This is a genomic window from Sphingobium sp. B2D3A, from assembly GCF_025961795.1.
GTDB lineage: Bacteria > Pseudomonadota > Alphaproteobacteria > Sphingomonadales > Sphingomonadaceae > Sphingobium.
In genome coordinates this window covers 1,053,288-1,066,441 of sequence record NZ_JAOQOI010000001.1, presented here as the reverse complement: position 1 = coordinate 1,066,441, position 13,154 = coordinate 1,053,288, and the positions used below count along the sequence as shown (strand labels likewise).

General features: G+C 65.4%; 6 protein-coding genes and 2 pseudogenes. All 8 read right to left on the bottom strand.

Features of this window, described 5'->3' with window-relative positions:
• Positions 1 to 97: 97 nt before the first annotated feature.
• Positions 98 to 2,218 carry a putative Ig domain-containing protein gene (locus M2337_RS04970; RefSeq protein ID WP_264571913.1) on the bottom strand — a complete coding sequence of 707 codons (2,121 nt, stop codon included), beginning with the start codon at positions 2,216 to 2,218 and terminating at the stop codon, positions 98 to 100.
• Between the two features lie 99 nt (positions 2,219 to 2,317).
• Positions 2,318 to 6,709 (bottom strand): putative Ig domain-containing protein, encoded by a 4,392-nt coding sequence (locus M2337_RS04965; protein WP_264571912.1) that lies wholly within the window; start codon positions 6,707 to 6,709, stop codon positions 2,318 to 2,320.
• A gap of 54 nt (positions 6,710 to 6,763) precedes the next feature.
• Positions 6,764 to 7,975 carry an HlyD family efflux transporter periplasmic adaptor subunit gene (locus M2337_RS04960; RefSeq protein ID WP_264571911.1) on the bottom strand — a complete coding sequence of 404 codons (1,212 nt, stop codon included), beginning with the start codon at positions 7,973 to 7,975 and terminating at the stop codon, positions 6,764 to 6,766.
• Positions 7,972 to 8,649 (bottom strand): annotated as a pseudogene (locus M2337_RS17290) (ATP-binding cassette domain-containing protein); the annotation flags it as partial. The gene M2337_RS04960 and the pseudogene M2337_RS17290, both read right to left, overlap by 4 nt.
• 237 nt (positions 8,650 to 8,886) lie before the next feature.
• Positions 8,887 to 9,660 (bottom strand): annotated as a pseudogene (locus M2337_RS17285) (ABC transporter transmembrane domain-containing protein); the annotation flags it as partial.
• 548 nt (positions 9,661 to 10,208) lie between these two features.
• Positions 10,209 to 11,471, bottom strand: a complete 1,263-nt coding sequence (locus tag M2337_RS04950) for a TolC family protein (RefSeq protein ID WP_264571909.1) — start codon at positions 11,469 to 11,471, stop codon at positions 10,209 to 10,211.
• Positions 11,472 to 11,635: 164 nt separating this feature from the next.
• Positions 11,636 to 11,806 (bottom strand): hypothetical protein, encoded by a 171-nt coding sequence (locus tag M2337_RS04945; RefSeq protein ID WP_264571908.1) that lies wholly within the window; start codon positions 11,804 to 11,806, stop codon positions 11,636 to 11,638.
• Positions 11,803 to 13,110 carry an EAL domain-containing protein gene (locus M2337_RS04940; protein ID WP_264571907.1) on the bottom strand — a complete coding sequence of 436 codons (1,308 nt, stop codon included), beginning with the start codon at positions 13,108 to 13,110 and terminating at the stop codon, positions 11,803 to 11,805. Before M2337_RS04940 ends, M2337_RS04945 begins: the two co-directional genes overlap by 4 nt.
• Between the last annotated feature and the right edge of the window lie 44 nt (positions 13,111 to 13,154).

Here is a 13,154-nt window from a genome sequence, read left to right as displayed (position 1 = left end):
TTTGACTCCGGAAGAGAATTTCAAAAAAATTCTGCTAGAAAATGTTCTCGAGGAAACGCGTTAAGGCGGGCCAGATTTCGATCTGGCCCGTCATGATTTAACCGCCTACAAAAAGAGCTGTTTGTGACTGTAGGAAAGCCTGCGCAGCGGCCGGCGAATCTTGCCACTCGCCACCGATATCGAGATCGATCCAGGCCTGACTACTGTTTGGGAATGGCGCAGTTGCGCTGTAGGTGCCGAAGTCGACGCGCGTGTCATTCGGGTTGGCGGCATCGCCGCTTCCGAACGAGGTGCTTGCGAGATCCCACCCACTCGTTCCGTTGTGCTGGTTGTCCAGATAGACGAGATCGTCAGCGCCAAAATTGGTCGCACGGACCCAGAAGTCCCAGGTACCGACCACGCTCGAATCGTCCCTGTCCGTCACAATCAGCGCATAACCATCCGCGGCAAGGCTACCGATCGACGTGGCAGCCGAGACCGCCGTGTTGCCAATACCGTCGAGGCCGACCCATTTGTGGCCTGCGGTCAGAGAGCCGTCCGCCACCATGGTCTGCGAAGCCGCAGCGCCGGTAACGAGCGCGGCTCCGGTCCCGCTGGTGTTGGGCGTGACGGTCGAGAAGGTCGCGCCGCTGAGCAAGGCCGCATTGCCGAGACCCGAGGTCGCGCTAACGAGCAGGCCCGCATCGATCTCGACATGATAATTGTTCGAGAAATCGAGATCATATTTGGGATTGATGATCAGCTTGTCGCCCGAAATGGTGAGGACATCCGCAATGGCGACGGTCGCACCGTTCCAGGTCGCCGAGACCTCGCTGTCGACGACGGTGACGACCAACGTTTGTGTGTTGTCGATCGCTTCACCCAACGAGCCGGAATATCCCGCCTTAGCGGACGTGTTGGCATCGTTGACGATCTTGATCTCATAAACGCCGTCGACAGCGGTCAGAGCGATGTCCTCGCTCGAGGTGAAGACGAGGTCGGACCGCACATCAAGGTTGGTCACGCCATCGACATTGGTCGAAAGCAGCGGCACAGGATGCGCTTCGATGGTGAAGTCGTCGGATGCCGACAGGCTCCCATCCGAGGCCGTGACGCGAACGGTGATCGGATTGGCCAGTGCCGGCGCGGACGTGGACGAGAAGGTGCCGGTCGCGCCATCGAAGCTCAGCCAGGACGGCAATGCGGAGAGATTGCCCTGCGCATCGACCAGCTGCGCCGTGTAGGTCAGCGTATCGCCATCCGGGTCCGTGAAACTTCCGGCCGCGATGCTGTAAGTGAACGCCTGCCCCTCGACGGTCATCTGATCCACAAGTGCCTCTGCAAGCACCGGCGCCTCGTTGAGACCGGGCGTGATCGTCGTTGCATCGTAGCCGGAGATGGCCGCAATCGCGACGTTGGCGTCCGCCTTCACAGCCGTGCCGGCAACCTGTGAGCGCACGGCGCCGTCAGCAAAGACGAGGAGATCGTTGAGCGCATTGCCGGCGGCCGAGACGACAACTGTTTCGAGCTGACCGCCAACGGTCCGCGTCAAGGTCATCTTCGAGCCCGAGACCACTTTGGTGTAATCGGCCCAGTGACCACGCATGTAGACAATATCGGTGCTGTTTCCGAGCGCCGAGGCATCGACCGTCGCACCATCAGAGACGTAAACAACATCGACGCCGGCATTGCCCAGCACCTGAAATTTCATACCCGGTTTGGACAGCGCAATCGTCTCGCCGGTCCCGTCGAAAGACACGACCTTGACCGTCGCGGACAGGACTGCCGCCGGCGCGGCCGGTCCGCTCGGCGCGACGGATGTCTCGCCGGACGGCACCGGCAATGGGTCGCCCTTCGAGACATGATTGTACACCGCATTGGCCGCCACGCTGCCATCCGAGAACACCAGCACATCAGGGGTCGTCGCGGAGTTAGCGCCGGCGAGACTGACCGTCTCCACTTTGCCCTGAGCCGTCCGCGTCAGCGTGAGCGTCGCGCCAGATCTGGTGAGCGTATAGTCGGCCAGTGCCCCTTCAAAATATATGCGATCTGCGCCCGCACCCATGCTGAGGGAATAAGTCGCGCCCGGTCGGACGAAGACGGCATCGACCAGAGCCGAACCGAGAAACTGCATCTCCTGCCCGTCCAGCGAAAGCGTACCGTAATTCAGGCCGAAGTCGATAATGTTGGAATTATCGGCAGCAGTGCTCATAATGATATATTTTGAAGTCGTGGCCATTTTTGCCCCCTACGAAAGTAAAATTGAATATTTCGTCTTTCGATTATCCCACAGTTCCCACTGTTCAGGGCCGGATGCTCATCCGGCCCTGATGGATATTCACCCGCCTACGAAAAGCGGTGTCGCAGATTGGAAATAAGTCTGAACAGCGTCAGGCGTTTCACGCCATTCACCACCAATATCGAGGTCGATGTACGACTGGCTGCTGTTCGGGAACGGCGCCGTCACGTTGTAAGTGCCGAAGCCGACGCGCGTATCGTTGTCATTGGGCGAATCGCCACTTGCAAAGGATGTGGTAGACAAATCCCAGCCCACAGTGCCGTTCTGCTGATTATCGAGATACACCAGATCGTCGGCACCGAAGTCGGTCGCCCGGACCCAGAAGTCCCAGGTGCCGATGTCAGCGGAGGCGTCGCGGTCACTGACCACCAGCGCATAGCCCGCGGCAGACAGGCTGCCGATGGACGTAGCCGAGGCAACCGCCGTGTTGCCCACGTTATCGATCCCCACCCACTTATGGCTGGCGGCTAGCGTGCCGTCTGCATGCATGATCTGCGAGGCCGCTCCGCCCGAGACCAGCGCTGCCCCCGAACCGGTGGTGTTGGGCGTGACGGTCGCGAAGGTCGCACCGCTCGCCACCGCCGCGTTGCCAAGGCCAGAGGTCTGCCCGATGAACAGTCCCGCGCCGACCTCGACATGGTAATTGTTCGAGAAATCGAGGTCGTAGACCGAATCGATGATCAGCTTGTTGCCAGAGACGGAGAGGACATCGTTGACGTTCACCGTCACGCCGTTCCACTTGGCGGAAGCCACCCCGCCGCTGACAGTGACGACCAGCGTCTGCGTGTTGTCGATGGATTCCCCGAGCGTGCCGGAATAGCCCGTCTTCGATCCGCTGTTGGCATCATTGACCAGCTTGATCGTGTACGTGCCGTCGACCGTCGTTAGTGCGATGTTCTCGCTCGCGCTGAAGACCACGTCGGACCGCACATCCAGATTGGTGACGCCATTCAGGTTGGTGGAGAAGACCGGGACCGAGGCCTGCGAGACGGTGAAGTCGTCCGAGACCGACAGGCTGCCGTCGGACGCGGTCACCCGCACCGTGATCGGGCTGGCGAGCGCCGGCGCGGACGTCGAGGAGAATGTGTGGGTCGCCGCATTGAAGGTCAGCCAGGACGGCAAGGCCGACAGGGCGCCGCCGCTGCCCACCAGCTGAGCCGTGTAGGTCAGGGTCGTGCCGGCATCCACGTCGGAGAAGCTGTTGGATGGCACGGTGTAGCTGAACGCTTGCCCCTGCACGGTCGCCTGATCTGCGAGCGGATGCGCGACGACCGGCGCTTCATTGACGTTAGCCAGGTTCACCGTGACAGCCTGCGACGTCATGTTGCCCGCCAAGTCCGTCATGTTGACGTTGATGGTGTAGCTGTGGGCCTGCGTCTCGTAATCGCGCGGCGCGGTAAAGCTCAGCGCCCCTGAAGAACTCAGCGTGAACAGGCCAGCATCGCCGCCCGGCGCCAGGGCCCAGCTCACCGCTTCGCTGGCGGAGAGGGTCCCCACCGCAGTGGCGTTCTCGTTCACGGTGAGCGTCGCGCTGGTCAGGGCAGGCGCCGTGCTGTCGACAACGAACGGCAGCGCCCCGTAGGTCACGAGCTGACCTGAGTCCGAAGAGACCGGCTCGCCGGACACCAGACCCGTCACGTCTGTGAAGTTCAGTGCCAGGATTCGCACTTCTGTGGTGTCCGTCACCGGCACTTGAGCCGTGAACACCAGCTTCGTCGGGTCGTTCAACGCGGCCGTGGCGGCTCCGTCCAAAGTGGCTGTCGCAAGATATGTGTTGGTCGCAATGAACCGCAGCACAACCTCGGGAACAGGGCTCGACGGATAAGTGACCCCCTCGCTGAGCGTGACCGTGAACGTCACGGTGCTCGCTCCCATCGCAACCGCCTTGTTCGCGACGATTTCCGTGACGACCGGCGCGCTCGCGATCGACAGGGTAAAATCGTCGGTGGCGGTGAGGCTGCCATCGGACGCTGTCACGCGGATCGTGATCGGGTCGGTCAGCGCCTGGACGGCCGTCGAGCTGAGGGTGCCCGTCTGCGCATTGAACGTCAGCCAGCTCGGCAGGGCCGAGACATTGCCTTGCGCATCCACAAGCTGCGCAGCGTAGGTGAGTGTATCGCCGTCGACATCGTAAAAGGCGTCGCTGGGGATGATGTAGCTGAACGGCTGATTGGCCGTCGCGACTTGATCGGCGAGCGGATTATCCAGAACCGGCGCTTCGTTGACATTGCCGACGTTCACGGTGACCGCCTGGACGCTCTGATTGCCCCAGAAGTCCGTCGCCGTGACCTCAATCGACCAGCTGGAGCGATCCTCATAATCGAGGGCCTGGACGGTCTTGATCACGCCGGTCTGCGGATCGATGGTGAAGAAATCCGCGATATCATAGGCGGCAAAGGGCGCGGGACCACTGCCCCAGGCGATCGAATAGCTCGTCTTACCCGAGGGATCGGAGGCCGTCGCGGTGTAGAGCAGCGTACCGGGAGCCGCCGTTTCGAGGACGGACACGCTGACCGTGCTGCCGCCGCTGAATGCCGGCCCGGTCGTGTCGTTGATCATGCCGAGTTGCTGCAATTGGGCCTGCGGCAGCGAGGCATTGGCCAAGGCCGGATTGACCTGGGTGACATCGTGAAAACCCTGGATCAGAATGTCGGCGAGCAACTGGCCCTGAGCCTGTCCCAGATCGGCCAGCGTCGTGTTGGCACCGTTGGCGGTGGTGGTGATGGCATCGACGATCTGCTGGATCGCCTGATCCAGCGTGAGGCCTTCGCTGTGCGCCCAGCCCTGAAGCGCGGCCAGATAGACGCCATAGACATTGGCGTTGGCAGCAGTGTTGGCGCCCGTGCTGTCGATCACCAGCTTCATCAGTTGCGCGGTCAACGGCGTGTCGACATTGTCGGTGAATAGGGTTCCGACGGTCGCATTGGCCTTCGCCGCGACATCCGCGGAGAGATTGGCAAGGTTGGTGGCGCCACTGGTGGCAAGCCCCGATGACATGAGACGCGTGGCGACTTCCGTAAACGGGCTGATGTTGATCACGACATCTTGGCCCGCCGTCACCGTGGCAACGGCGCGGAGCATCACATCGATATCGGCCTGAGTGCCAGTGGCTTCGTTGAGATAGCCCTGCGCATTTGTCGTCGGGTCCGTTGCGGCGACCAGCACGAGGCCAGTATAGCCCTTGAACGCCACGCGGAACGCGCCACTGGCATCCGTGACCACAGAACCGAGCAGCGTACCATCCGCCTTATAGGCCTTGATCTCGATGCCGGCGATCACCGGGCCTGCAGCGACCGTGCCGGTGATGTAGTTGCTGCTGTCGATCGTAACCGGTCGTGAGCCTGTTGCGGAGATGTTTCCTGCGGCGTCGGTGGCCTTGGCGGTGATGGTGGTGCTGCCATCGGCGGGGAGGTCTGCGGCGGCGAACGTGGCGGTCCACGTGCCGTCCGTGCCGGTGGTGACCGTCTTGGTGGTGGTGCCCCAGGTGACCGTGATGCTGGTGCCGGCCTCGGCGGTGCCCGAGACGCTGACCGGGGCCTGGGTTTCGGCCTGGTTGACCAGATCGTCACCGGCGACCGCGTTGATGACCGGTGCGGCGGCGGCGGTCTTGTCGACCGTGATGGCGTTGGCGATCTTGCCGGCCTCGCTGGTCTTGCCACTGGTCGCGTCCTTCTGGCGAACCTGCACAGCGCCGGCGGCGTAGCTGCCCTCGGCCAGCGTGAAGCTGGTGCCGGTGCCGGCCGTCCAGGTCGAGCCGCCATTGGTGGAGTATTCCCAGGCGTTGGTGCCGGTGATGGCGGTGACGTCGATCGTGCCGTCCTGGGTGATGAAGTCGGTCGCCGAAGCGCCGGTATCGGTCTTCAGCGCGAGCTTGGGCGCAGCGATGCTCGCCTCATCGCTGCCGCCGCCGAAGATGGCGAACCCGGCGCCGATCGCACCGGCAGCGCCCAGCACATAAAAGGCGGGCGTGGAGAAGAAGCTGCCCGATCCGCCGCCAGCGCCGGCACCCGCAGCACCCTGGGCATAGACGCGATCGGCCCACTGGCCTTCACCGACATGACCCTGTCCACCGGCGGCCGAGGCCTGCACGGCGCTTTCGGGCTGGTCTGCGTCGGCCTGCGCGGCGTCGGCATCCTTCTGGTCGCCATTTTGGGCAGCGTCGTCCTCGTCGTCCTTCTTGTGCGTTCTGGCCTTCACCTTCTTGAGCGTGGCGCTGTGCGCGGCAAGGGTCGCGTGTGAGGCCGCGGGCGCCACAGGTGCATGACCGGCGGCGGCCTGAGCGGAGGGAGCCGGTGCGGCCTGGGCCGGTGCAGCTTGGGCCAGAGCCTGGGCCTGCTCGGCCGGAACGGCTGCGTTTGCCGGAAGCTCTGCCTGCATCTGGGCCGGCATCTCTGCCTGCATCTGGGCCTGCGTCTCGCTCTTGTTGGTCATGTCATTGGCTCCCTGTATTCCAAGCTGTGTCTTCAAAGCTGTGTGCGGTTGAGGTCAGCGCTCGCCGAGCGCCTCATCGACGGTTTTGGTGATGGGTTTGGTGAGGTAGGTGAGCACCGAACGCTTGTGGGTGCGCACTTCCACGGTGGCGGTCATGCCGGGGCTGACCTGAATGGGCTTGCTGCCCGCGTTACCCGCGCCGTGGTCCTTCAGGCGGATGTGGACGCGGTAATAGAAGTGCTCGCTGCCCTGCGGCCCGGGCTCGCTCAGCGCATCCGGGCTGATGTAGACGACCTCGCCGGCAAGGCTGCCGTAGATGCTGGGATCATAGGCATCGAGCTTGACCTGCGCAGGCTGCCCGACCTTGATCGAGCCGAGATCGGCCGGGCTGAACTTGGCCTCGACGATCAGCTCGCTGGTCGTCGGCAGCATCTCGATGATGGCATCGCCCGGCCGCACCGAGGCGCCCAGCGTGGTCACGTTGATCTTGCGGATCTGCCCGTCATGCGGCGCGCGCAGCTCGGTAAAGCCGAACACCGCCGAGCGCTCGCGCAGCGCCTCTTCCTGCGTGGCAAGATCCTCCTCGGCCTTGGTCATCTCGGCCTGGGCGTCCTGGAAGTATTTGTTGCGGGCATTGACGATCTGCCCGTCGAGCTCAGCGACCGCGCGCTTGAGGCGGATCACCTCGGCCTGCCCGACGTCGCCCGCCGCCAGCAGCGGCTGCGTGATATCGAGCTCGGCCTGCACGAGCCGCCGGCTCTGAACGAGCGCGCCGATCCCCTCGTTGAGCGCCTGACGGCGCCGGTTGAACAGATCGGTCTGGTTCCTGCGGAACGCCGGATAAGCCTCCAGCTCGGGCGGGAACACCAGTGCCTGCCCGTAAACCTCGGCCCGCAGCCGGGCGAGCGTCGCCTTGAGCGCGGCGACCTTGTTGCGGCTGTCGTCATAGGCCGCCGAGGCGCGGCTCTGGTCCATGAGGGCAAGCAGCTGACCCTTGCGGACCATCTGCCCTTCCTCGACCTTCATCTCGGCCAGCACGCCGCTGTCCGCCGCCTGGATGACCTGCGTGCGGGCCAGCGCGATCACCTGTCCCCGGGCGCGGGCCAGCTGGTCGATCTGCGAGACGCTTGCCCAGATCAGCAGCGCGACGATGCCAAGGCCAGTGATCACGATGAACCAGCCCCCCGGCCCCAGCGGAAGCCGGGCCAGCTGCTGGCGCACGCTGCCCAGGCCCGCGCGCATCGCCCTTGGATCTTCCATCTTCATGCCACGCTTCCCTTGTGATGCTCAGCTTGTGCGCCCTGTTGCGCTGCCGGACCCTGGCGCAGCCGCTCGATCACCGCGTCGCGCGGGCCATCGAGCGCGATGCCCTGCGGGGTGAGCACGATCAGCCGGTCGATGAGCTCAAGCAGGCGCAGCTTGTGGGTGACCAGCACCAGCGTCTGGCCAGGCTGAACCGCCGCGCGCAGGGCCGAGAGGCAGCGCTCCTCGGTTCCATCGTCCATCGAGGAGGTCGGCTCATCGAGCAGCCACACCTGCGGGCGGGCCAGCAGCAGGCGCGTCAGGCCAATGAGCTGGCGCTGACCGCCCGAGAGGCCGCCGCCGCCCTCGGCAATGCGCAGATGCACGCCCTCGGGACGCCCGGCGAGGAAGCCGGCAAGACCGGTCGCCTGGATCGCCGCGACCAGCTCCTCGTCGCTTACATAAGGCAGGCCCATGGTCAGGTTGTCGCGCAGCGTGCCGCTGATCATCCGCGCCTGCTGGGGCAGATAGCCGATCAGCTCGGCCCGCCGCTCGCTGGCGATATGCTGCAGATCGAGCCCGTCGAGCAGCACATGCCCCCGCTCGGGCTTGACCAACCCGGCGAGCAGCTTGAGCAACGTGCTCTTGCCCGATCCCACCGCGCCCAAAATGCCGACCCGCTCGCCCGGCGCGATGGTCAGCGCCGGCAGCTTGAGCGGGGCAGGCTGCGAGGTCCAGGCGAACTCCAGATTGGCGACCTCGACCCGACCCTGGATCGCATCGGGCACCAGCGGCGCATCGATGCCGTCATTGTCCTGCTCCGAAGCGTAAAGCCGCTCGAGATTGTCGAGCGCGACCTTGGCATTGGCGCCCTGCACCAGCAGCCCCGGAATGGCGTTGACGGGGGTCAGCACCCGGCCCGAGACGATCGAGCAGGCGATGATCGCGCCCACGGTCAGGCTGGTGGTCGTCGCGGCGAGATAGGCGCCGGTCGCCACCATGCTGACATAGCTGATTTGCTGGACGAGGCCCGAGATATAGCCGGCCGTCTCGTTGAGATGACGGATCTCGGTCATCTCGTCGGCGGTCCGCCGCGAGAGATCGTTCCAGCGGTTGCGCATCTGCCATTCGCCGCCGCTCGCCTTCAAAAACTCGGCGCCCTGGATGGTCTCGACCAGCAGGCCGTAGCGCTGGTTGCCGACCAGATTTTCCCGCGCGCTGTGCGCCTCGATCGCCCGGCGCGAGCGCAGCCCGGCAGCGACCGCCACCACGAACGCCAGAGCCGGCACTGCCGCCACGAACGGCCCGCCGATGAGGAAGATGACCGCCAGGAAGAACAAGGCGAACGGCACGTCGGTGAACAGATAGAGCTTGCGCGCGACGATGAACGCCCGCACCCCCTCATAGCCGCGCACCTGCGCCGCGAACGTGCCCACGCTCGGTGGATATTGGTCGAGCCGCGTCGAGAGCATCCGCTGGAAGACGTTCATCGCCGCTTCCAGATCGATGCGATGCACCGCCTTGTCGACAATGGCCGAACGCGCCAGCTTGAGCGCGAACTCGATGCCGATGGCGATCGCCGTGCCGATCGTCAGCACGATCAGCGTCGAGACACCGCCCTGCCCGATCACCCGGTCATAGACCTGCATCGAGTAAAGCGAGGTTGCCAGCACCAGAATGCTCGCCAGCGTCGAGGCCAGCGCCGCCATCACAACCCAGGATTTGTCGACGGCCATGATCGCCTCGAACACGCCCTTGGCGGTGCGCGCATGGGCGATCTCGCCACGCGGGGTGACACCGGCGAACATCGTGCCTTCGGGCCATGCCGCCATCCGCTCGCGACCCTGCGGCCCCTCGCACAGCCAGGTGCCGTCGTTGCTCAGGCTCAGCACCATGCGATAGCCGGCGCCGGGCACCAGCGCGATCATCGGCAGGTCCGCCTCATGCGGTTCGCGCCGCCAGCGCGAGAGCTTGAGCCGCAGCGTCTCGCACAGCGCCAGCGCCGCGCGCGCCGCAATGCGGCTCTCCTCGCCCGATGCGCCTGCCCCCGATGCGCCAGCACTGAACAGCGCGCGGATGCGGCGACCGTCGCGCCGCGTCAGACCGCCCTGGCACTCCAGCGCCGTCGCCAGGCGCCCGCCCAGCCAGATCACGCCATCGGCAAAGGGGGTCGCGGGCGGCGGCCCCATGAAGAGGACGTCCTCGGACGCACTCTCAGGCGCGCCGGCGGGAGTCTCGGCCGGTGAAGGCCCTGCAATCAGTTCCATGGGAAGGCCCCTTCCTTGAGGCGCAAGCGGTAGCGGGCGATCAAAAGCTGGACCTGCGCATCGCTCAGGCTCCGCTCGATGTCGGTCTGCTCTCGGGTGACATTGAGAACGTCCAGCCAGCTGCGCTTGCCGGCCAGGAACATCCGGTTGTAGGATTCGAAGGTCTGCTGCTGCACGCCCCGGCTGACCTGCAGCTCGCGCACCAGGCTGCGCGCCGCGCGCCAGCTCGCCAGATCCGCCGCGACCTCCGCCGTCAGATCCGCCCGATAGGCATCGCGGGCGTTGCGCGCCGCGCTCTCCAGCGCCTGCGAGGCGCGGATGCGCTCCACCGAGGCGAGCCCGGAGCCGAACGCGAACTTCACGCCGACCACGACCCGGGTGTCCGGCAGCGCCGAGGCATAATAGCGATCATCCGAGAAGCGCTGTTCGGCCCGCGCATAGATGGTCGGCATCATCGCCCTGGACGCCACCCGCGCCTCGGCCTTCGCTACCCCGATCTCCTGCTCGGCGCGCAGCAGCGCCGGGTTGGTCTCGATGGTACGCGCCAGCAGATCCTCGCTGCGCACGTCCAGCGGCTCGTCGCCTGCCGCCACGTCGAACGCGATGCGCGCCGGATCGATCGGCCGCCCGGTCAGCTGGCTCAGCGCCTCGGTCGCCGATTGCTCGATCGCCTGATAGTTGGTCAGCGTGTTGCGCGAGAGGCTCAGCCGGGTGAGCACCAGATTATGATCGACCGGCGCGGACAGGCCCGTGGCCACCCGCCGGCGCATCATGCCTTCCAGCGCTTCCAGCCGGGCAATGTCGGCCGCATAGACCTGCGCGCCCAGACGCGCCGCCACGAACCGGCCATAGCTGTCGATCACCCGCAGCGCGATCTGGTAGCGGGTCGCGTCGATCGCCGCTTCCGCCGAAGAGAGCCGCGCCTTGGCGGCATCGACGTTCGCGCCGATCCGCCCGAAGGTCCAGACCGGCTGCGTCAGCGTGCCGGTAACGACATAGCCCCGCCGCCCCCGCTCGCTCTCGAACGCCGGCTCGGGAAAATACGCCCAGCGCGCGCTCGCCACTTCATAAGCCGACGCTCGCGCGCCATCGCTCTGCGACAATACCTGCGGATTGGCCCGCGCCGCCTGTGCCATCAGATCATCCAGCGACAAAGAGGACGGCTCAGAGACCGGGCCCGGCACCGCAGCCACCGCCGCCGGCGCGCGAACATCGCCCTGCTGCGCAAAGGCCGTAAGCGGAGCAACAAGCACGGCCCCTAGCACAGCGCAGCCGATCAGCCCGCCCCCGCGCCCTGCGGGACCGCGCAAACCACGACACAGCGTCGCAGCACGCCTCGTCCCAACCCCCTCAAACATCGAAATCACCCCGAATATCCTGATCTTGTGCCGACATCGCCAACCACCCCGCGCCAAAGCTACGAAGCGACCCGCACAACCAGTTGAAGAAGAAGCCACCACAGCAGCAGACTGACCGGAGCACCCATCACCACGCCCCGCGCCAGCGAAGGCTGGCCCACATCCGGGGCGGCCCAAGGATCACCGAAGGGCGTGCCTGTCCGGGCACGAACATCCGCAAGGCCGCTCATCCGACGGCCCTCCGCGTTTCGGACCAGCCGGCTTGCGGCTGATCGAACAGCGTCAGCACATTGGTGCCGCCCATAGGACCGGACCAGGAGCGGACGACGGAGGGATAGCCCGTGTGATAGCCTTGCAGCCACACAGCGCCGGCGCGCAGGGCCAGATCGGCCTCCGCGCGCGTTTCCACGCCCTCGACCACGACATCGCGGACAAAGCTGCCCGCCAGGCCGATCAGATGATGCAGAGCGACGCGATCCGGCTCGGAACTGGCGGCCCGGCGCAGGAAGAAGGCGTCGATCTTGATAATATCGGGCTGCAGCGCCAGCAGCGAACGCAGCGAGGCATGGCCAACGCCGAAATCGTCCAGCGCGACCCGCACGCCGAGCTTGCGCAACCGCGCCGCAAAGCATGTCGCCTCGCCAATATCCGGATAATGCGCGGTCTCGGTGATCTCGATGACGAGACGGCGCGCGACGGACGGCATGTCGCGCAGGCGCGGCATCAGCTCATCCCACCACCCACCGGGACAGGCGCTGTGCGCAGAGATGTTGGCGCCCAGGCACACGTCGGGATCGCGCTGCAGTTCCTCGATCACCGTCGAGACCACATAATGATCCAGCACGCCAACCATGCCCAAGCGCTCCAGAGCGCCGATGGCGGGGCCGGCCGTCTCCTGACGCCCATCCTCGAGCATCCGCAGCAGACATTCATGATAGAGCACAGCGTCGCCCTGCGCGCCGCTGCGCACCGGCTGCCAGACCGGAAGCAGCCGCCCGTTCGCCAGCGCCGAAAGCAGGGACGCAGCCTGCGCCATGTCGGCGCGGTAACGCTGCGCCCAGTCGGCCTGCGTATCGATCGGGTTGCCGTTGAAACGCTGGGTCGTCAGGCGACACGCCAGATCGTCCCGCGCTGCGCCAAGATCGGCATCGGAATGAACATCCGGCAGCAGGGACCAGGCTGCACTGACAGCCAGGCGCAGATCGGCATTGCCGTGAATGAGCGGGCGGCCAGCGACCGCGACCGCAAAGCGCTGGGCGAAGTCCGCACATGCCGCGTTGGTGAAGGCTTGGCCAAAAGCCGTCGGCGACCAGACCACCGCCGGGATCAAATCATCGCAGACCGGCATCACGACGCCGTCACCGCCGAGCACCTCACCGAGCAGACCGGCCAGCAGAGCGCGCGCGCCTTCACGCACAGCTTCGCCATAAGCCTGGGCGAGGTGGGACAGGTTATCGATCCTGAACCCCACCATCACGAGTTCGGGTGCCGGCCCCATCGAAAGGTTAACCGGCACCCCGAAATCGTCTGCCATCCGTTGCGCCATATCCAGCATCCCAAACCCCTCTGAGTCCGTGA